Genomic DNA, 18,196 nt, shown 5'->3' with positions numbered 1-18,196 from the left:
CCGGCGGCAAGATAGATCAATCTTCCGGCGCGATAGTGACCTTGAGGCCGTCCATACCGGCACCCAGGATCAGCTGGCACGAAAGACGCGAGGTTTCGTTGCGGTGATCGGAGCTGTCGAGCAGGTCGTTCTCGTCCTCGCCCATCGCCGGGAGGGCCGAGGCGAAGGCGGGATCGACGTAGACGTGGCAGGTGGCGCAGGAGCAGCAGCCGCCGCACAGGGCCAGCAGTTCGTCGAAGCCGTTGTCACGGATGGCTTCCATCACCGACATGCCTTCGCTGGCCTGGACTTCCGATTCCGCGCCCTGGCGGTCAACGACGATCAGCTTGGTCATTCGCAAGGTCCCCGATCAAATTCGTGGTTCATGCCTGTTCGGCATACGGGCCGGGCTGCTAACGGGTGGCAGGTGGATTTGCAAGCAAACCGATGAGGCGGCCATGGGATTGAGCGCGGAGCAGTTGAAAGAGGGGCTGGACAGCCTCGCCGGGCGCGAGCCGGCATTCGCACTTGCGCTGGACAAGGTCGGCTATCCGGCGCCGCGCCTGCGCGAGCGGGGCCATGCCACGCTGCTGCGCACGATCGTTGGCCAGCAGGTGAGCGTGGCGGCGGCCAGCTCGATGTGGCGGCGGGTGGAGGCGCTGGCCGGGCCGGATATCGACCCCGCGATCCTGCTGGCGAGCGACTTCGACACGCTGCGCGGCTGCGGCCTGTCGCGCCAGAAGCAGGGCTATGTCCGCTCGCTGTGTGAAATGGTGAGTGCGGGCGAACTCGATTTCTCCGCCCTGCCCGCCGACGACGAGGAAGCGATCGCCCTGCTGACCCGGATCAAGGGGATCGGGCGGTGGTCGGCCGAGATCTATCTGCTCTTCGCCGAAGGGCGCGCCGACGTCTGGCCGGCGGGGGACCTTGGCGTCCAGGCCGGGCTGCACAAGGTGCTGGGTCTGGAGGCGCGGCCTTCGGAAAAGGAGACAAGGACGCTGGGCGAAGGCTGGCGGCCGCACCGCGGGGCGGCGGCGATCTTCACCTGGCATTGCTACGACAATCCGGCGCTCTAGAAACCAGTTGCAAAAAGAAATTAGCTCACGTCTTTTCCGGCGCGAGGACAGGCCCCATTTGGGGCCCCTGCTCCACGCCCCTGCCCCAAGCCAATGGAAACCGCCCATGCAGACTACCGGTTTTGCCGCCTATGCCCCCGATGCGCCGCTGGCGCCGTGGTCCTTCGAGCGGCGCGACCTGCGCGCTGACGACGTGGCGCTGGAAATCCTCTTCAGCGGCGTGTGCCATTCCGACCTGCACACCTGCCGGGGCGACTGGGGGCCGACCTACAATCCGATCGTGCCGGGCCACGAGATCGTCGGCCGGGTGATCGCTACCGGATCGGCGGTGACGGCCCACAAGGAAGGCGACCTTGTCGCGGTCGGCTGCTTCGTCGATTCCTGCGGGCATTGCGACAATTGCGAGAAGGACCTCGAGCAATATTGCCGCAACGGCTTTACCGGGACTTACGGCGGGCGCGACCGGGTGACGGGCGATCCGACCCAGGGCGGCTATGCCAAGCACATCGTGGTGAAGGACCACTTCGTGCTCAGGATGCCCGAGGGACTTGATCCATCCAAGGCGGCACCGCTGCTTTGTGCGGGGATCACCACCTGGTCGCCGCTGCGGCAGTGGAACGTGAGCGCGGGCACGCGGGTCGGCGTGATCGGCCTCGGCGGATTGGGCCACATGGCGGTCAAGCTCGCCGCCGCTTTGGGTGCCGAGGTCAGCGTATTCAGCCGGACCGTGGGCAAGGAAGCGGACGCGGCGGCGCTGGGCGCGGGCAAGGTCGTGATCTCTACCGACGCCGCGCAGATGAAGGCGGCGGCCGGGGGCTTCGACCTGATCATCGATACCGTGCCGGTCAAGCACGACCTCAACCCCTACCTGCCGCTGCTCGACGTCGACGGGACGCTGGTGATCGTCGGCCAGGTCGGGCCGATGGAGGAGGCGGTGACCGTGCCGCTGATCATGGGCCGCCGCCGGATTGCCGGTTCGCTGGTCGGCGGGATCGCGGAGACGCAGGAAATGCTCGATTTCTGCGCCGAGAAGGGCGTGCTGCCCGAGGTCGAGATGATCGCCATGGCCGAGATCAACGAGGCGTGGGACCGGATGGAGCGGTCCGACGTGCGGTACCGCTTCGTGATCGACATGGCGACGCTGGAGGGCTGACCTTCCTGCCGGATCAGAACAGTTTCTCGATTTCGAGCGCGAGGGCGATGTCGCGCGGGGTCAGGCCATCGGCGGAATGGGTGGAGAGCGTGATGTTCACCCGGTTCCACGAATTGCTCCAGTCCGGGTGGTGATCGGCGCGCTCGGCCGCCTCGGCCACGCGGGTCATGAAGGCGAAAGCCGCGGCGAAATCGGCGAAGGTGAACGAGCGGGCAATCGCCGTGCCGTTGTTCACCAGCGCCCAGAGCGGCAGGGCCTCGAGTTCGCGGGCCAGTTCGGCGGGCTTGAGGCGGCGGGGGGCATTGGGCATCGGGCGCTCCTTGGCAGGGGCGCGAGCTTCGCCTAAGGCGCTCGGCGATGCAATCGTGCCGACTTGCCGCAGAGGGTCTTGCCTGCCGGAGGGGGGACCGGATCCTGTTCCGGGGCCTGTCGCTCAGCCTTGAGGCGGGCGAGGCGCTGCGCGTGTCCGGGCCCAACGGGATCGGCAAGTCCAGCCTGATCCGCATTCTTGCCGGACTGATGGCGCCCTTTTCCGGAAGCGTGGAGCGCGAGGGCGAGGCCGGGCTGGTCGACGAGCGCCCTGCCCTCGACACCCACCTGCCGCTGGGACAGGCGCTGGCCTTCTGGGAGCGGTTCGATGGCCACGGCGCCGACGCCGTGGACCGGCTGGGGCTTGGCGCGCTGCGCGAGGTGCCGGTGCGGTTTCTTTCCACCGGGCAGAAGAAGCGTGCGGCGCTGGCGCGGCTGATCGCGCAAGGGGCGCCGGTCTGGCTGCTCGACGAGCCGCTCAATGGCCTCGACAGCGATGCCGTGGCGCTGGTCGAGACGATCGTGGCCGAGCACTGCGCTGCCGGGGGACTGGCTCTGGTCGCCTCGCACCAGCCGATCAACCTGCCCGAACACCACACGCTGGCGCTCCGGAAATATGTCCACGCCGGGGAATTTGCCGATGAGGAGTGGGGCGAATGAGCCACCGGCTCTGGGCGCTCCTTCGCCGCGACGTGGCGCTGCTGCTGCTGGGCGGGCGGCGCGGCGGAACCATGTTGCCGCTGCTGTTCTTCCTTGCGGTCGCCATGCTGTTTCCCTTTGCCGTGGGGCCGGACCCGAAACTGCTGGCGCGGACCGGCGGCGGGGTGATCTGGGTGGCGGCGCTGCTGGCGGCGATCCTGCCACTCGACCGGCTGGTGGAGCCCGATCTGGACGCGGGCATGTTCGACCAATGGGCCCTGCGCGGGATGAGCGAGGAATGGACCATCGCCGTGCGGGTGGTGGCGCATTGGCTGAGCTTCGGGCCGCTGCTGATGCTGGCCACCCTGCCCGCCTCAGCCCTGCTCGGGATCGACGCGGCAGCCTTTCGCACGGTGGAACTGGGCTTGCTGGTGGGTACGCCGGGGCTGGCGGCGCTGGGCGTGACCGTGGCGGCGCTGACCGCGGGCCTGCGCGGCGGGGCGGCGCTTTCGGGGCTGCTGGTGATCCCGCTGGCCGTGCCGCTGCTGGTGTTCGGCGCGGGGAGCCTTGCCACGGGCGGGGACAGCGGGATTGCCCTCACCGCCGCCGTGAGCCTTGTCCTGCTGGCGCTGGCGCCGTTTGCCGGCGGCGCGGCGGTGCGCGCCGGGCGGGGTTAGGGTGACACGGGTGTAACCCTGCGTTCGCGCCGGAATGGCGGGAATGCGCGGGTTTTTGGGTGAGTGCATGGGTGACACTTGTCCAACTCGGTGCGAGGCACTGACGGTTCAAGGAACGGGCTTGTGGGGCTCGCGACGGGAGGCTGACAGCGGGAGGCGATGTAGGAAAGTGGATTTTGGTGGGGCGCGATTGTGGGCTGTCTGGAGACGCGGACATTCCGGCCATTCGAGAAGCCCCCGCTCCTTCGCAAGCGGACCTTGGCGGAAAACACCCGTTTGTTGTGCGCTCAACAGGAACGGAGGCTTGGGGTGGGGAGCGGACACTAACGCATTATGTCGGTTTGTGCGGTCGCGCGACTTGCTTTATTTAAAGGGATCGACTGATGGCGGATTCGACGTCGTCAAACTCCTCTATAAAGCAGTTGGATCGCACGGCTTCTTCTAACTTCTCTCGGGCAAGATCGTGATTTCCGACCGCGCGAGCGACGTACCCTGTCAGATAAGAGCGGATGGGTGAGGGGTTGCGTCCGAAGCCCCAGACATTGTTCATGTCCTCTTCCTGATTGAGCAGGATATTCAGCACCTCGGATTTATCAGCCAGGCGATCGAACCACGATGCCGCTTCCGGTAGTTGCTCAGCAACGTCCCGTATGCACCACAGCAAGTTCTTGCCCTGCTCATCTAAATTCCAAACATCACCGTGCTCTTTGCCTCGGGGTGTCACTCTCCGCCTCAGTCGCCGTCGGAAATGGCATTGAGCTTCGTCAGGAATTTGGTGGCCATCTTTGACCTTCTGCGGCCACCGGGACGGCACATAATTTAGGAAAATACCGAGGTTCACACAAAAAGAGAACGTAGTAACGTCCATGACACCAGCGTTGTATGAATTGAATGACTGAAAATTCAGAACGTCGATCTTCCCCTCACAGTACCGCCATGCAGTTCGTGACGTAAAGTGACTAAAACCGACATCCTTCAGTAGGGGCCATATCCGCCCTCTTATTTCCCTATTTACGACCTTGCTGTCCATGCGTCGGAAGCCCTTTTCCCTCCGCCCTAGGCGGACAGAGTTCACGATATTCGACGCTACAAGAACGTCGTTCGAATGTCAGCAATCGGGTCGCGGATAGGCAGCTTTTGCCTGCGCTGCCGGAAACCACATGATTTCCGAAAAATATAGCCCAATAGTGACGGAATTCCGGACCCCGACATGGATGCTGAAACGAGTTCAGCATGACGCAGAGATCGGGGCGGCCTTGGTGCGTGGCCCCTTCGGCGAAGCTCAGGACATGCTTCGACAGGCTCAGGCTGAGCGGGGTTTTGTGGTTGGGACGAGGATGGCTGCCTCCTGATATTCCAGCCGAACGTGCTGTGGGTGCGCTGGGGATTTGCGCTGTCGCGCAGGCCCACCCCCAACCCCTCCCGCTTGCGGGAGGGGTTGGGGGTAGCGCCATCCCGCTGGCGGGAGGGGAGCAGGTCGCGTCAATAGGGCGGGTTGTGGAGGCCCTTGGGGCTGAGGGTGAAGATCTCGCAGCCCGTTTCGGTGATGCCGATCGAGTGTTCGAACTGGGCCGAGAGCGAGCGGTCGCGCGTTACGGCCGTCCAGCCGTCGTCGAGCATCTTCACGCCGGGCTTGCCGAGGTTGATCATCGGTTCGATCGTGAAGAACATGCCGGGGCGCAGTTCAGGGCCGGTGCCGGGGCGGCCGGCGTGGATCACTTCGGGGGCATCGTGGAACAGGCGGCCGACGCCGTGGCCGCAGAATTCGCGGACGACGCCGTAGCGGTGCGCCTCGGCGTGCTTCTGGATCGCGGCGCCGATATCGCCGAGGCGGTTGCCAGACCGCGCCAGGTCGATGCCGATCATCAGGCATTCGTAAGTGACGTCGACCAGGCGGCGGGCCTTCAGCGGCACGTCTCCGACGAGGTACATGCGGCTGGTATCGCCGTGCCAGCCATCGACCAGCGGGGTGACGTCGATGTTGACGATGTCCCCGTCGCGCAGGACCTTGTCGCCCGGAATGCCGTGGCAGATCACGTTGTTGATCGAGGTGCAGCAGGAATGGGCATAGCCCCGGTAGCCGAGCGTGGCGGGAACGCCGCCGCCATCGAGCGTCATCTGGCGGACGAGATCGTCGATCGCGCCGGTGGTGACGCCGGGCTGGACGAACGTGGTCAGCGCGTCGAGGATTTCGGCGGCGAGGCGGCCGGCCTTGCGCATGCCTTCGAAGCCGGCGGGGCCGTGGAGCTTGATCGTGCCGTCGCGCAGCACGGTCTCGTTTCCGGTGATGGTCTGGTATTGAGTCATGAGCCCTCACATAATCGCGGAGGCCCGATTTTGCGATGGAATATTACTTGGGTACGAGTCTTTGCTGGGTGCGCCCTTCGCCTTACGCGAAGGGCTTGCAGCACCGGCCGCGCGAGGTCACGCCGTCAGGCGGGGCCGGTCAACGCACATCAAAGCTGGCGCGGAAGGCGGGCTTGACCGCCGCCAATACGGCGGGCGTGACCGGGACCGTGACCTCGTAGGTCCCTTCGGCGTAGGGGCCGGCGCTGTAGGGCGCGACGAGGATGCCGAGGCGGTCGAAACCCTGCCCGCCGCGCGAGCCGAGGATCACCGTTTGCGCCGTGGGATCGATGCAGGCGTCGAAATCGTCGGCGGCGGTGCGCGTGACGGCGTGGCCGCGCTTTTTGGCGCGCTGGCGGTCAAGCTCGTCGCAGAACGGCGCGCGGATCGCCTTGGCCAGGGCCACGCGGGAGACGAACAGGTCGAGCGGGCTGCGCGCGCGGGCGGCCCTGCGGTCCCACAGCATCGAGCCGGCCCAGGTCATGCCATGAGCCCCCCCGGTGTAGGAATAGTAGGTGGCCGACAGGGAGAGCCAGCCCGGCAGGTTGGAGACCACCAGCCACGACTGGGTCCAGTCATACTTGCGATAGGGAAAGCCGCCGGCCTTGGCCTCGGCCGCGTCGGTGCGGGCATCCTTCTGCAGCTTGGCGAGGCGGGTGGCGAGATCGGCGTCGAGGCTGGCGCGCAGGCCCGGGATCGTTCCCGCCGCGGCCGGATAGGTGTAGGAGAAACTGTAAAGCGCGTTGTCCTCCTTGACCGCGCGAGCGGGCGGCGCGGCGAGCGCGGCCGGGGCGGTGACGGCAAACAGGATGGCGGCGAAGCGCAACATGGCATTTTCCCTCTTCACCGCCGGCTTATGCCGCGCCAAGATTGACGGAACATGACCGACAGACAAGCGCTCGTCCAAGCCGACCGTGGCCAGGCCGCCACGACCATCCATCTTGTGTCCAAGGACAGCTTCGCCGACTGGGCCAAGCGGCTCTCGGCCGGGCAGCGCGCGGCGCTGGCGGCGCAGAAATTCGACGGCGGCGGCTTCGACCATGCCGTGGTGCCCGATGGCGACGGCTGGTTTGCCGTGGCCGGCGTGGCCGACCTTGCCGCGCTTTCGACCTGGTGCCTGGCCAAGCTGGGCGAGGTCTTGCCGGGGGGCACTTACCGGCTGGCCGAGGAACCGGCGGCGCTGGACAAGGCCCTGGTCGGCTGGGCCTGCGGGCAGTACCGCTTCGACCGCTATCGCAGCGAGGCCAGCGAGGAAGGCCCGCGCATCCTGCTCACCAAGCAGGCCAAGGCGGTGGAGCCGGCCCTGGCCGAGGCGGCGGCGGTCGAACTGGTGCGCGATCTCGTCAACACCCCGGCCGAGGACATGGGGCCGGCCGAGCTGGAGGCCGTGGCCAGCCAGCTGGCCAAGGCCTACCGCGCTGAGCTGCACGTGACCAAGGGCGACCAACTCGAGCAGGTCTTCCCGATGGTCCACATGGTCGGCCGCGCGGCGGGGCGCAGCCATGCGCCGCGGATGATCGAACTGGAATGGGGCGATCCGGCCCATCCGCGGCTCGCCATCGTGGGCAAGGGGGTCTGCTTCGATTCGGGCGGGCTCGACATCAAGCCTTCATCCGGCATGCTGCTGATGAAGAAGGACATGGGCGGCGCGGCCCATGCCCTCGCCCTCGCCCGGCTGGTGATGGAGCACGGGCTGAAGGTGCGGCTGCACCTGCTGGTGCCGGCGGTGGAGAACGCGGTCTCGGCCAATTCCTTCCGCCCGGGCGACGTGCTGCGCAGCCGCGCGGGGCTGAGCGTGGAGATCGGCAATACCGATGCCGAGGGGCGCCTGATCCTTGGCGATGCCCTGGCCAAGGCGGGCGAGGCCAAGCCGGAGCTGGTGATCGACTTCGCCACGCTGACCGGGGCGGCGCGAGTGGCGCTGGGGCCGGATCTGCCGGGCCTGTTCGCGCGCGAGGATGCGACCGCCGAGGCGCTTTATCGCGGCGGCGAGGAGAGCGACGACCCGGTCTGGCGCCTGCCGCTGCACGCAGGATACCGGGAGTATCTCAAGAGCGACATCGCCGACCTCAATAACGCCGGCGGGGCGGGCATGGCCGGGGCGAGCGTGGCGGCGCTGTTCCTCGACAAGTTCGTGCCCGAAGGGATCGACTGGGCCCATTTCGACACCTTCGCCTGGCGCCCGGCGGCCAAGCCGGGGCGGCCCAAGGGCGGCGACGCGCTGGGCCTGCGCGCGGCCTGGCACATGCTGAAGGCGCGCTATGGCGGCTGAACGCGACGCCTTCATGCTGCGGGATGCGGCAGGCCGGGCGGCAGCCAACTTGCCTGAATGCGCACTATTGGCTAAGCGCCCGCCTTCATATCCGACTGGGGTCTCTGAAGGCTTGACCGATTTTTCCGACATTACCGCGCCGGGCGCCAGTTTTGCGCTGTCCGGGCCGAGTGCCAAGCTCGATCCGCTGCACCTGCCGGTGCGCGGGGACCTTGCGCATATCCGTCTCGCCGGAAAGGTCTTCGTGCCGCACTACGTCGTGCCGATGGCCCATGTCGTGGCCGCAGGCGGCGCGCCCCTCCTCAAGGCCGGGCGGAGCGACGCGGAAGCCATTGCCGAGGTTGAAGGCGGCGCCCTGTTCAACGTGCTTGATGCAGCCGGGGCCTATGCCTGGGGCCAGATCGGCGAGAACGGGCTCGTCGGCTATGTCGCGCTTGCCGCGCTGACCGCGCAGCCGTGACCTCCACAGTCTTCATCGACGGCGCGGCCGGGACCACCGGGCTCGAGATCGCCGAGCGGCTCGCCGGGCGCAGCGAGTTCGAGCTGATCGTGCTTGACGATGCGCGGCGCAAATTGCCCGAAGCGCGCAAGGAAGCCCTCCACGCCGCCGATTTCGCCGTGCTGTGCCTGCATGACGATGCCGCGCGCGAGGCGGTGGAGATGGCCGAGGGCAGCAAGGTCAGGATCGTCGATGCCTCGACCGCGCACCGGGTGACGCCGGGCTGGACCTATGGCTTTCCCGAGATCGTCGGACGCGAGGCCGTGGCCACGGCCGGCCGCGTCGCCAATCCGGGCTGCTATCCGACCGGGTTCATCGCGCTGATCGCTCCGCTGGTCCGCGCCGGGCTGGTGCCGGCCGACTGGCCCTACACCGTTAACGCCGTCTCGGGCTATTCGGGCGGCGGCAAGGCGCTGATCGAGCGGTTCGAGGACGATGGCGACATCGCCTTTCGCGGCTATGGCCTCGCCATGGGCCACAAGCACGTGCCGGAAATGCAGAAGCTGGCCGGGCTTTCGGTGCCGCCGCTGTTCGCGCCGGCGGTGATCCCGGCGCACCGGGGCATGGTGGTCGAGGTTCCGTTGCCGCTGGGCGCCATGCCGGGTGCCGCGGCGCCGGACGCGCTGCGGGCCGAACTGGCCGCCTACTATGCCGGCAGCCCGATCGTGACGGTGCGCGAGGACGTGCCGGACGAACTGCTGCTGCGCCGGTCGATGGAACCGTGGGACGGCATTGCGCTCTACGTGTTCGGCGCCGGGGACGACAGCCAGGCCCGGCTCGTGGCCGTGCTCGACAACCTCGGCAAGGGGGCCAGCGGAGCGGCGGTACAGAGCCTGAACCTGATGGCCGGCCTGCCTGAAACGGCCGGGCTGCGACTCTGATCACAAGTAATTGCTTAAAATTCGGGCAGAGCTGCCCGCAATTTAATCACGCCGTGCAAGTCCTCATCCTCAATCCGTTTCAACTGGGGGAGCGGTTTGGTTGCGAATCTTGCGATTCCGCTCTTTTCCATCCCGCGGCCTTCGCCTAGGCATGGTTTACCGCCTCTGGCACGATTCTTGGATTGGGGCTTCTGAGGCGATTGGACATCCGGTCCGGCAATCTCCCTTGACCAGACGGGCCGAGGGAGCGGGCCGCGGCAAACGCGCAGGGGTCTGGAAGACGTGAAAAAGATCGAAGCGATCATCAAGCCGTTCAAGCTCGACGAAGTTAAGGAAGCGCTCCACGAAATCGGCGTTTCCGGCATTACCGTGACCGAGGCCAAGGGCTTCGGGCGCCAGAAGGGCCATACCGAACTCTATCGCGGCGCCGAATATGTCGTCGACTTCCTGCCCAAGGTGAAGCTCGAGGTCGTGGTGGGCGATGCCCTGGCCGAACGCGTGGTGGAGGCGATCGCCTCGGCCGCCCAGACCGGCCGCATCGGCGACGGCAAGATTTTTGTAATCCCGATCGAAAGCGCGCTGCGCATTCGCACCGGGGAACGCGACGACGCGGCGATCTGATCGACCGCGCGACAATTTCGGGGCTATCCGTTCAACCAGTTTTTCCATGCCGGGCACGCCCGGTGGGAAATAAGTGCAGAAAAAGGGATCACGAATGACCAAGGCTAGCGACGTCCTCAAGCGGATCAAGGACGAGGAAATCGAGTGGGTTGACCTGCGTTTCACCGATCCGAAGGGCAAGTGGCAGCACCTCACCATGGTCGCCGCCATCCTCGGCGAAGGCGAGCTGGAAGACGGCCTGATGTTCGACGGCTCCTCGATCGAGGGCTGGAAGGCGATCAACGAGTCGGACATGATCCTCAAGCCCGACCTTGACGCGATCTACATCGATCCGTTCTCGGCCACCCCGATGATGATCATCAACTGCGACATCGTCGAGCCCTCGACCGGTGAGCTCTATGCCCGCGACCCGCGTTCGACCGCCAAGCGCGCTGAATCGTACGTGAAGAGCGCCGGCTTCGGCGACACCGTCTACGTCGGCCCGGAAGCCGAATTCTTCGTCTTCGACGACGTGCGCTTCTACGACGGCTACAACGGCAACGGCTTCTCGATCGACGACATCGAGCTGCCGACCAACTCGAACAAGGAATACGACGGCGGCAACCTCGCTCACCGTCCGCGCGCCAAGGGCGGCTACTTCCCGGTCGCCCCGGTCGACAGCCTGGTCGACATCCGCGGCGAGATGGTTTCGACCATGATCGAGATGGGCCTGCCCTGCGACAAGCACCACCACGAAGTGGCCTCGGCCCAGCACGAGCTCGGCCTGACCTTCGGCACCCTGGTGCAGACCGCTGACCGCATGCAGGTCTACAAGTACGTCGTGCACCAGGTCGCCCAGGCCTATGGCAAGACGGCCACGTTCATGCCGAAGCCGATCATGAAGGACAACGGCTCGGGCATGCACACCCACATCTCGATCTGGGATGGCGGCAAGCCCCTGTTCGCCGGGAACGGCTATGCCGGCCTGTCGGACATGTGCCTCTACTTCATCGGCGGCGTCATCAAGCACGCCAAGGCCCTGAACGCCTTCACCAACCCGACCACCAACAGCTACAAGCGCCTGGTGCCGGGCTATGAAGCCCCGGTTCTGCTCGCCTACTCGGCCCGTAACCGTTCGGCCTCGTGCCGCATCCCCTACGGCGCCGGCACCAAGGCGAAGCGCGTGGAATTCCGCTTCCCCGACGCGATGGCCAACCCCTACCTCTGCTACTCGGCCCTGCTCATGGCCGGCCTCGACGGGATCAAGAACAAGATCCACCCGGGCGAAGCCATGGACAAGAACCTGTACGACCTGCCGCCGGCCGAGCTGGCCCAGGTTCCGACCGTCTGCGGTTCGCTCCGCGAAGCCCTGGAATCGCTGGAAGCCGACTACGAGTTCCTGCTCGAGGGCGGCGTGTTCACCAAGGACCAGATCGAAGCCTACATCGAACTGAAGTGGCCGGAAGTGCTGCGTTGGGAAACCACGCCGTCGGCCGTCGAGTTCGACATGTACTACTCGGCCTGATCCTTCGGGACCGGTTGAAAGAAAGGGGCGCTCCGGGAAACCGGGGCGCCTTTTTCGTTGGGGCGGCCGGAAATTTCGTCTTGTGAAATGGGCGCGGGAGGCAGACCTTCGGCGGGAACGGCTGCGGGCCTTCGAGTCCGCGGCGGTGTTGGCGTGAAACCGGAGGGACGATATGCAGGGCTTGCTCGATACGCCGTGTGACCAGACTTTCATCCGCGTCGCCGAAGTGTGGATTCCCGATGGAGACCGGCTGCGGCTGGCTGACGGGAACTACGGGGCGCTGGCCGATTTTGCTGAGGTTTCACGGACGGCGAGCTTCGCCCGGGGCGAAGGCCTGCCCGGCAAGGCCTGGGCCGAGCAGCGGCCGGTGGTGCTGGGCGACCTTGACGGCGGCGACTTCGTGCGCGGCGCGGCGGCGGCCGAGGCCGGACTGACCAGCGCCGTGGCGATCCCGGTTTTCGCCGGGAAGCAGCTCAAGGCCGTGCTGGTGCTGATGTGCGGCGCCGGCGAGGGCCAGAGCGGCGGCATCGAGATCTGGCAGGACGAGGATGGCCGACTGGTGCTGGCCGACGGCTGCTATGGCGAGGCCGGCGATTTCGCCGCGGTTTCGCGCGGCATGTCGTTCGGCCATGGCCAGGGCTTGCCCGGCGGCGTGTGGTCCGCCCGGATGCCGGTGCTGATGCGCGACCTTGGGCGCGCGGCAGCCTTCCTGCGCTCTGCGGCGGCGAGCGCGGCCGGGTTCAAGAGCGGGATCGGCCTGCCGGTGCCGGTGCCCGATGGCTCGCACTATGTGCTGACGCTGCTGTCCTCGGTGAAAGCCCCGATCGCCCGGCGCTTCGAGCTGTGGGATACCCGCGTGTTCCGGGTTGGCCCGGGCGGGCGGGCCGAACTGGTCGACGGGATCTGCGAGCGGCAAGGCAACCTTGCCCCGGTGCTCAACCCGCCGGTCGATCCGGTGACCGTGGGTCTGTGGGAAGGGCCGATCGGGCGGGTGCTGGGAACCGGCCTGCCCTGCGTGCAGGAAGGGCCGACCGCCCTGCCGGAGGGTTACTCCCAGATGATCGCCCTGCCGATCTACCGCGAAACCGAGATGGCCTATGTGGCGGCCTGGTATCTCTGAGAGGGGGCCCATCGCGCTTTCAGGCAGGCGATGACCTTCGCTTGATCGCGCCGTGACGCCGTCCGGCCGGGCCGGATAAATCCGCTCGCATCGCTCACCGCACCAGCGCCCTCCGGAACTATCCGTAGAACGGGGGCGTTGGCTGAGGGAAGGAGATCGGCGATGCGCACCCATTTTGTGACTTCGACGCTGGGCATGGCTGCGGCCCTGAGCATGGCCTTGGCAGCGCCCGCACTGGCAGCGCCGGGTGGCGGCAAGGGCGGCGGCGGTGGCGGTGGTGGTCACGGCGGCGGCGGGCCAGCCCATGGCGGCGGTGCCGAGCGGGGCGGCGGCGGCGGCGGCGGCGGTGGCAACCATGGCGGCGGTCAGGCCCAGCATGCGCAGCAGTCGCATGGGGGCGGCAAAGCCGCGCACGCGCAGCAGGAGCGGGGCGGCGGGCGGCAGGCTCATGCCTCGGGCCCTGCCAAGGCCAGCCATGCATCGGCCAGGAGCGGCGGACGGGGCTCTGCCAAGAGCGCGGGGCATATGGCGACGAAGGGTAACGGGCGGGCCTCGGCAGGGCCGGGCAATTCGGCCAAGGCGATGCACAAGGCCGCGGTCGGTGCCGCTGGCGTCGGTGCGGTGGCAGGGGCTGCGCACCCGGGGAGCGGCGGGGGCGAGCGCGTTTCCTTTCGCGGGGAAAGGCCGAACATGTTGGGCGGATGCCCGCCGGGGCTGGCGAAGAAGTATAACGGGTGCAATCCGCCGGGGCTGGTCAAGCAGGCCTATGTGCCGTGGCGGGCGGACTGGTGGGGGTACGGGGACAGCGGCTATCGCTATTTCGACGGGTACCTGCTGCGCACTTCGGGCGTGAGCATCCTGGGTTATGTGCCGCTGCTGGGCGGGGCGCTGTTCATCGGCGAGATGTGGCCGGTGGGCTACGAGACGGCGCCGCTGCCGGTTTATTACGACCGGTATTACGACCTTGGGCCGGACTACCGTTATTATGACGACACGTTCTACCGGCTTGAACCATCGGGGCGGATCGTGGGCGTGGCGGGGTTCATGACCGGGGACGAATTCATCGTCGGGCAGCCGATCCCGGTAGGCTATGGCGTGTACAACGTGCCGTGGGACTACCGTGACCGCTATTACGACGGGCCGGACGCCTATTACCGCTATGCCGACGGCTACATCTACCGGGTCGATCCGAGGACGCGGCTGATCTTGGCCGCGATCGAACTGCTGAGCTGAAAGGACCGGGCATGAACAAGCCGATATATGCGCTCATGCTGGTGTTGGCGGGCGCGGGCATCGTGGCGGGCTGCAAGAAGGACGGGGCGCCTTCGGACGCGGCGAGCAGCGAGGCCGCGAAGCCGAGCGCCGACACGCTGACCAAGGCGCTGGCGGGCGAGGCGCAGTTCTCGACCGTTTCCGGCGCGATCAAGGATACGGGGCTGGCCGGGGTGTTCGAGGGCAAGGCGAGCTACACCCTGTTTGCGCCGACCAATGCCGCCTTCGCGGCGCTGGGCGATCCGGGCAAGGCGCTGATGGCGCCGGAGCAGCGCGCCGCGCTGGCCGCGCTGCTGCGCGAGCATATCGTGCCGGGGATGCTGACCAAAGCCGACCTGACCAAGGCGCTCGATGCGGCCGGAGGCAAGGCGGTGAAGCTGCGCTCCATGGGCAAAGGGACGCTGAGCCTGAGCAAGGAGGGCGACAAGATCGTGGTGACCGGGGCCGATGGGGCCAAGGGCGCCCTGACCGCCGAGGCGGCGAGCGCGAAGAACGGTTCGGCGCTGGGGGTGGACGCGGTGCTCAAGACCGTGAAGTGAGCGGGCGCTGCCGGCGAAGTTGACGAAGTTGACAGGGTTCTGGGGGGAAAGCCCCCTGCCCCGTCCCGCGACTTGTATTCGCGTCCTTCGACAGGCTCAGGATGAGCGGCGTTTTGAGCAGAGAGACGGTCGACCGCCTGTTCGGCCTTGGCGCGCCAGTGGTCCCATTCCCCTTCCGCGCGGCGGCGGGCGCGGGGATAGGCGCGCGGGCCAAGGCCGTCGGTCGCAGCGGCAACATGGTCGGCGCGTTCGGGCGGGAGGTAGGGATCGTGATTCCGCTTCCACGGTTGGGGTTCGATCGCCTGAGGCTCGGCGCCCGACAGGGTGGCGAGGAGTTCGTCGAAGCGCTCGGCGCGGCGGCGCGCATCGGGGCGGGATTCGCACTGCCTGTCGAGCCGGGCGAGATGGGCGAGGAGCAGGCGCGCGTCGAAGCGGCGGCGGACGGCGACCTGCTCGCCGTGATAGAACACCGCTTCCTCCACACCTTCAAGCGCGCGCTCGGCCAGGACCTGCTCGGCATGTTCGCGGGCGAGGATCAGCGCGGCATCCCAGGCGGCGGCGAAATGGGGCGAGCGGCGGCGGGCAAGGTAAGCCGCCTGCGCCGATATGCCGACGGCAGCGGCGGCCGAGCGGACCGAGCCGCCCAGCGACAAGGCCTGACAGAACCGCGCCTGCCGCTCGGGCGTGAAGCCATCGTGGCGCAGAGCGGGGAGATGGGGCTGCGCTTCCAGCCCCGCCCGCTCATCCCGAGCCTGCGCGAGGACGTCTCCCGGAAGCCCCAGATCGCGCGCGGCGGGGATCCAGCCGCGACCGAACGGGCTGGACGGCGTATTGTCGTGATCGGGCATGATCCGGCGCTCCTTCAGGTGCGGAGGGGATCACGGGAGATATGGGATTTCGGGGGGTGTAGGAAAATGGTTTCGGCGCGAGGGAGCGCGCGGGCGACGGCCCCCGCGCTCCCGCAAGCGGCCGATCAGTGCTTCGTCAACTGGCCGCGAATGGCCCCGGCCGGACGATCGCTGGTATGGATGTTGACGTAGTAGTCGCCGGTCATCGAAACGATCTTTTGCGCGGCCGCCTTGTCCACGGCCATGCAGGTTTCGGTGGGGGCATTGGCCATCAGCGTGACGACCGGCGGCCCGGCCACCCCGACCTTGCCCGAATGGATATGGGCCATGGTGAGCGTGCCAAGGTGTGCGCTGGTCAGGGTGTAGCACAGCTGGCCCTGCCCGACGTTGAGCCGGGCCTTGAAGGTGCCGGTGCCATCCGCATCCCCCGGCCCCGGCACTTCCGCCGCGCCGGTGAGCGAGGCCATCAGGGTCACGCCGGTGGCCTTGGTGGGCGCGGCAGACAGGGCCGGCGCGAGGGCGGCAGTCATGAGCAAAGCCAGCGCGGACGCGGTCTTGGGATAGGGCATTGTCTCTCTCCGCAATCTGGTGCGGCGTTTAAGCGCCGCCTGCGGGAGCAACGGATGGGGTGGCGGGGTGTTCCGGTCGGCCGGGAGGTGGTGAGCACGGAAGCCTAGACCATGGTTTTGGGCTGAAGGGAGGAAGGGGTTGATGCGAGGGCCATCGCCCTCGCGCTCCCGGAATTGGGGATTTAGCAACGTGTCGCCGTAATGCCCGTAATTCCAGCGGTTTGACGAGAAGGCCGCTCGACAAACCGATTCCTTTCCAGCAACTTAACCTTAAGATTATGGAATCTAAAGGAGAATCTTGACAGAAGACTCTACTCGTGAGATTCTCGGTATCGGTAGGCAACGCTGGATAAACCCTGCGGCCTGAGGAAAGAACAGGACGCCCCTTACGTGACGGTTGCCCACTGGATGGCAGCCTGAAAGCATATAAGGTTCGGGTGCCAGGGGCCTACCACCTTGCGAAATCGTAGCCGTAAAATTCAAAAATTCTCTTCTGATCGGCGGTCAAGTCCGCCCTCCAAGCCGGGGTTGGGAAAAGCGCTACCCCAAAATCGCGATGCAATCCTGCTTCCTTTGGAAGAATTGGTGCCAAGGATTTGGCTGGTTCCAAATCCCAAACCCCCGGCCCTCCGCAGTCGATTGCCTGATAGAATGCACTGGCTACGTAATCAGCCAGTTGAAGGCCCGCGCGCTCTTGGTGTGGGTGGGCAGCCATCAAGTCCCAGTCGAGCATTGACATAACTGGCTCGCGCTTCTTGAGGTATATCTGACCGCCCTGCTGCTGCTGTCGCAGATAATATTGATAGGCCGCTGTTTGGCTATATCTGATGCCCCCACGCTCTGAAAATTCAATCTTTATCAGCTTGCTTTCGCCATGGTCCTTCACCGTGCGAGCCGCGCAGAATGCTGTCACACGTTCAAGTAAAAGACGGATGCAAAAGTTATAGTACCATTGCTGCGATGGCGTCTTTTCTGCTCTTGGATTTTGATAACCCCGCATGTTCTTCTTGTTCGAGCATATTGCGAAAGCTCGAACAGGAAGGGCCGCGATCTGCTCGCCCGCAGAGATCTTTCGAGTTGGCGATAGGGTGCGGTAGTGCAAGTCGTGGCGCTGCTTCACGCCAAGGTTGGAAATGATGCCTCGCGTCCAGCCAAGAACATCAGGTTCGCGTTTTGCCTGCATGACAACCGCACTCAAGACCAGCCATTCACTCGCACCGTTTTGATCAATTGGACGCACTCGCTTGAGGCCGGGGTCACCAGCTTCATCGATATATGCGATGTAACCGTATTCTTTTTCGCTGGATGGCATCGTGCCTACTGGAACCGACAAGCTGGTTCAAAGTCAACTTGATAAGATTAAGCAAGCCGCCCGTGAGATCGGCGCGGACGAGAACAAGACGCATTGGGATGAGAGGCCGCGGAAAGAAGCTAAGCACATGCCGCAACCAGACAAGCCAAAGTGATCGCGGCCATCTTGGAAGCGAACGCCTTCGATTCAGCGTTTACTCCCTGCCTTCGTATCGTGGAGCGGGTTGCGCTGCCCTTGCGGGACCTGTGCCGCAGGCCAGCGCAGCTAAACGAGTTCAGGATGACGGTGGGCGAGGTTTGGAGCGCTCTGTTCGGTGGGCGGCGCTTGGATCTCTGGATTGCCGCGGGCCTTTGGCCCTCGCAGTGACGAGGGTGGGGTATGGGGCGAGGAAGCGGGATCCCGGGTCAAGCCCGGGATGACGGGGAATCGGGACGAACTGGCATGGGTGCGTCAGGTTGGCCATGAGGCGCGAAGTTCGTGCCGGGAGACGGATTGGGGGTCGAGGGGGCGATGGCCCCCTCGGTTGTTTTTGGGTTCTGGTGAGGTTTGGCTTGGGTTGTGTCTGGAACATGCCCTCCCC

The 18,196-nt window shown here is 66.2% G+C and carries 20 protein-coding genes; 13 read left to right on the top strand and 7 right to left on the bottom strand.

Annotated features, from left to right (window positions below; genetic code table 11):
• Positions 1–16: 16 nt before the first annotated feature.
• Positions 17–334, bottom strand: a complete 318-nt coding sequence (locus tag H7F51_RS00395) for a 2Fe-2S iron-sulfur cluster-binding protein (protein ID WP_185662229.1) — start codon at positions 332–334, stop codon at positions 17–19.
• 103 nt (positions 335–437) lie between these two features.
• On the opposite strand from H7F51_RS00395, the gene H7F51_RS00390 reads away from it, so the two are divergent.
• Positions 438–1,055 carry a DNA-3-methyladenine glycosylase family protein gene (locus H7F51_RS00390; protein ID WP_185662228.1) on the top strand — a complete coding sequence of 206 codons (618 nt, stop codon included), beginning with the start codon at positions 438–440 and terminating at the stop codon, positions 1,053–1,055.
• Between the two features lie 106 nt (positions 1,056–1,161).
• Complete coding sequence (locus tag H7F51_RS00385) at positions 1,162–2,208, top strand: NAD(P)-dependent alcohol dehydrogenase (RefSeq protein WP_185662227.1); 1,047 nt, start codon at positions 1,162–1,164, stop codon at positions 2,206–2,208.
• A 13-nt stretch (positions 2,209–2,221) separates the two neighbouring features.
• Here H7F51_RS00385 and H7F51_RS00380 read toward each other — a convergent pair whose 3' ends face one another.
• Positions 2,222–2,518, bottom strand: a complete 297-nt coding sequence (locus H7F51_RS00380) for a 4a-hydroxytetrahydrobiopterin dehydratase (RefSeq protein WP_185662226.1) — start codon at positions 2,516–2,518, stop codon at positions 2,222–2,224.
• Positions 2,519–2,565: 47 nt separating this feature from the next.
• On the opposite strand from H7F51_RS00380, the gene ccmA reads away from it, so the two are divergent.
• Entirely contained in the window at positions 2,566–3,177 is a 612-nt protein-coding gene (gene ccmA, locus H7F51_RS00375) for a heme ABC exporter ATP-binding protein CcmA (protein WP_185662225.1), read from the top strand.
• Positions 3,174–3,833 (top strand): heme exporter protein CcmB, encoded by a 660-nt coding sequence (locus H7F51_RS00370; protein WP_185662224.1) that lies wholly within the window; start codon positions 3,174–3,176, stop codon positions 3,831–3,833. Before ccmA ends, H7F51_RS00370 begins: the two co-directional genes overlap by 4 nt.
• A 367-nt stretch (positions 3,834–4,200) precedes the next feature.
• On the opposite strand, the gene H7F51_RS00365 is transcribed toward H7F51_RS00370, so the two are convergent.
• From H7F51_RS00365 to H7F51_RS00355, 3 genes are all read right to left on the bottom strand, one after another.
• Positions 4,201–4,863, bottom strand: coding sequence for a DUF4304 domain-containing protein (locus H7F51_RS00365; protein WP_221773932.1), 663 nt, complete (start codon positions 4,861–4,863; stop codon positions 4,201–4,203).
• Between the two features lie 452 nt (positions 4,864–5,315).
• A complete protein-coding gene (map, locus tag H7F51_RS00360) occupies positions 5,316–6,140 on the bottom strand; it encodes a type I methionyl aminopeptidase (RefSeq protein WP_185662222.1) in 825 nt (274 codons plus the stop codon).
• 139 nt (positions 6,141–6,279) lie between these two features.
• Positions 6,280–7,008 (bottom strand): DUF4163 domain-containing protein, encoded by a 729-nt coding sequence (locus H7F51_RS00355; RefSeq protein ID WP_185662221.1) that lies wholly within the window; start codon positions 7,006–7,008, stop codon positions 6,280–6,282.
• 51 nt (positions 7,009–7,059) lie between these two features.
• On the opposite strand from H7F51_RS00355, the gene H7F51_RS00350 reads away from it, so the two are divergent.
• The 9 genes from H7F51_RS00350 to H7F51_RS00310 all read left to right on the top strand — a co-directional run bounded on the left by H7F51_RS00350 (position 7,060) and on the right by H7F51_RS00310 (position 15,927).
• Positions 7,060–8,451 carry a leucyl aminopeptidase family protein gene (locus H7F51_RS00350; protein ID WP_185662220.1) on the top strand — a complete coding sequence of 464 codons (1,392 nt, stop codon included), beginning with the start codon at positions 7,060–7,062 and terminating at the stop codon, positions 8,449–8,451.
• A 112-nt stretch (positions 8,452–8,563) separates the two neighbouring features.
• Entirely contained in the window at positions 8,564–8,911 is a 348-nt protein-coding gene (locus H7F51_RS00345) for an SH3 domain-containing protein (protein WP_246447555.1), read from the top strand.
• Complete coding sequence (gene argC / locus H7F51_RS00340; protein WP_185662219.1) at positions 8,908–9,831, top strand: N-acetyl-gamma-glutamyl-phosphate reductase; 924 nt, start codon at positions 8,908–8,910, stop codon at positions 9,829–9,831. Before H7F51_RS00345 ends, argC begins: the two co-directional genes overlap by 4 nt.
• A gap of 282 nt (positions 9,832–10,113) precedes the next feature.
• Positions 10,114–10,452: a P-II family nitrogen regulator gene (locus H7F51_RS00335; RefSeq protein ID WP_185662218.1), complete on the top strand. Its 339-nt coding sequence runs from the start codon at positions 10,114–10,116 to the stop codon at positions 10,450–10,452.
• Positions 10,453–10,546: 94 nt separating this feature from the next.
• Positions 10,547–11,956 carry a type I glutamate--ammonia ligase gene (gene glnA, locus H7F51_RS00330; RefSeq protein ID WP_185662217.1) on the top strand — a complete coding sequence of 470 codons (1,410 nt, stop codon included), beginning with the start codon at positions 10,547–10,549 and terminating at the stop codon, positions 11,954–11,956.
• A 172-nt stretch (positions 11,957–12,128) separates the two neighbouring features.
• Complete coding sequence (locus tag H7F51_RS00325) at positions 12,129–13,076, top strand: GAF domain-containing protein (protein WP_185662216.1); 948 nt, start codon at positions 12,129–12,131, stop codon at positions 13,074–13,076.
• A 162-nt stretch (positions 13,077–13,238) separates the two neighbouring features.
• A complete protein-coding gene (locus H7F51_RS18775) occupies positions 13,239–14,309 on the top strand; it encodes a hypothetical protein (protein ID WP_281384386.1) in 1,071 nt (356 codons plus the stop codon).
• Between the two features lie 11 nt (positions 14,310–14,320).
• Complete coding sequence (locus tag H7F51_RS00315) at positions 14,321–14,887, top strand: fasciclin domain-containing protein (protein ID WP_185662215.1); 567 nt, start codon at positions 14,321–14,323, stop codon at positions 14,885–14,887.
• A gap of 101 nt (positions 14,888–14,988) precedes the next feature.
• Positions 14,989–15,927 carry a hypothetical protein gene (locus tag H7F51_RS00310; protein ID WP_185662214.1) on the top strand — a complete coding sequence of 313 codons (939 nt, stop codon included), beginning with the start codon at positions 14,989–14,991 and terminating at the stop codon, positions 15,925–15,927.
• Here H7F51_RS00310 and H7F51_RS00305 read toward each other — a convergent pair.
• Together H7F51_RS00305 and H7F51_RS00300 are read right to left on the bottom strand one after the other, a co-directional pair.
• Complete coding sequence (locus H7F51_RS00305) at positions 15,861–16,265, bottom strand: CHRD domain-containing protein (protein ID WP_185662213.1); 405 nt, start codon at positions 16,263–16,265, stop codon at positions 15,861–15,863. The two genes, H7F51_RS00310 and H7F51_RS00305, sit on opposite strands and share 67 nt — an antisense overlap.
• Before the next feature lie 487 nt (positions 16,266–16,752).
• Complete coding sequence (locus tag H7F51_RS00300) at positions 16,753–17,616, bottom strand: DUF3800 domain-containing protein (protein WP_185662212.1); 864 nt, start codon at positions 17,614–17,616, stop codon at positions 16,753–16,755.
• Positions 17,617–18,196: the final 580 nt, after the last annotated feature.

This window comes from Novosphingobium flavum (assembly GCF_014230315.1).
Lineage (GTDB): Bacteria > Pseudomonadota > Alphaproteobacteria > Sphingomonadales > Sphingomonadaceae > Novosphingobium > Novosphingobium flavum.
Note: the sequence above shows the minus strand (reverse complement) of the source record. Positions and strands in the feature narration are given on the sequence as shown.

Excerpts from the sequence above, each read along its gene's own strand:
- H7F51_RS00370 (WP_185662224.1), top strand. The coding sequence starts at position 3,174 with ATGAGCCACCGGCTCTGGGCGCTCCTTCGCCGCGACGTGGCGCTGCTG.
- H7F51_RS00390 (WP_185662228.1), top strand. The coding sequence starts at position 438 with ATGGGATTGAGCGCGGAGCAGTTGAAAGAGGGGCTGGACAGCCTCGCC.
- map (WP_185662222.1), bottom strand. The coding sequence starts at position 6,140 with ATGACTCAATACCAGACCATCACCGGAAACGAGACCGTGCTGCGCGAC.
- ccmA (WP_185662225.1), top strand. The coding sequence starts at position 2,566 with ATGCAATCGTGCCGACTTGCCGCAGAGGGTCTTGCCTGCCGGAGGGGG.
- H7F51_RS00315 (WP_185662215.1), top strand. The coding sequence starts at position 14,321 with ATGAACAAGCCGATATATGCGCTCATGCTGGTGTTGGCGGGCGCGGGC.
- H7F51_RS00325 (WP_185662216.1), top strand. The coding sequence starts at position 12,129 with ATGCAGGGCTTGCTCGATACGCCGTGTGACCAGACTTTCATCCGCGTC.
- H7F51_RS00385 (WP_185662227.1), top strand. The coding sequence starts at position 1,162 with ATGCAGACTACCGGTTTTGCCGCCTATGCCCCCGATGCGCCGCTGGCG.
- H7F51_RS00355 (WP_185662221.1), bottom strand. The coding sequence starts at position 7,008 with ATGTTGCGCTTCGCCGCCATCCTGTTTGCCGTCACCGCCCCGGCCGCG.
- glnA (WP_185662217.1), top strand. The coding sequence starts at position 10,547 with ATGACCAAGGCTAGCGACGTCCTCAAGCGGATCAAGGACGAGGAAATC.
- H7F51_RS00380 (WP_185662226.1), bottom strand. The coding sequence starts at position 2,518 with ATGCCCAATGCCCCCCGCCGCCTCAAGCCCGCCGAACTGGCCCGCGAA.
- H7F51_RS00395 (WP_185662229.1), bottom strand. The coding sequence starts at position 334 with ATGACCAAGCTGATCGTCGTTGACCGCCAGGGCGCGGAATCGGAAGTC.
- H7F51_RS00350 (WP_185662220.1), top strand. The coding sequence starts at position 7,060 with ATGACCGACAGACAAGCGCTCGTCCAAGCCGACCGTGGCCAGGCCGCC.
- H7F51_RS18775 (WP_281384386.1), top strand. The coding sequence starts at position 13,239 with ATGCGCACCCATTTTGTGACTTCGACGCTGGGCATGGCTGCGGCCCTG.
- H7F51_RS00365 (WP_221773932.1), bottom strand. The coding sequence starts at position 4,863 with ATGGACAGCAAGGTCGTAAATAGGGAAATAAGAGGGCGGATATGGCCC.
- H7F51_RS00310 (WP_185662214.1), top strand. The coding sequence starts at position 14,989 with ATGAGCGGCGTTTTGAGCAGAGAGACGGTCGACCGCCTGTTCGGCCTT.
- H7F51_RS00305 (WP_185662213.1), bottom strand. The coding sequence starts at position 16,265 with ATGACTGCCGCCCTCGCGCCGGCCCTGTCTGCCGCGCCCACCAAGGCC.
- H7F51_RS00300 (WP_185662212.1), bottom strand. The coding sequence starts at position 17,616 with ATGCCATCCAGCGAAAAAGAATACGGTTACATCGCATATATCGATGAA.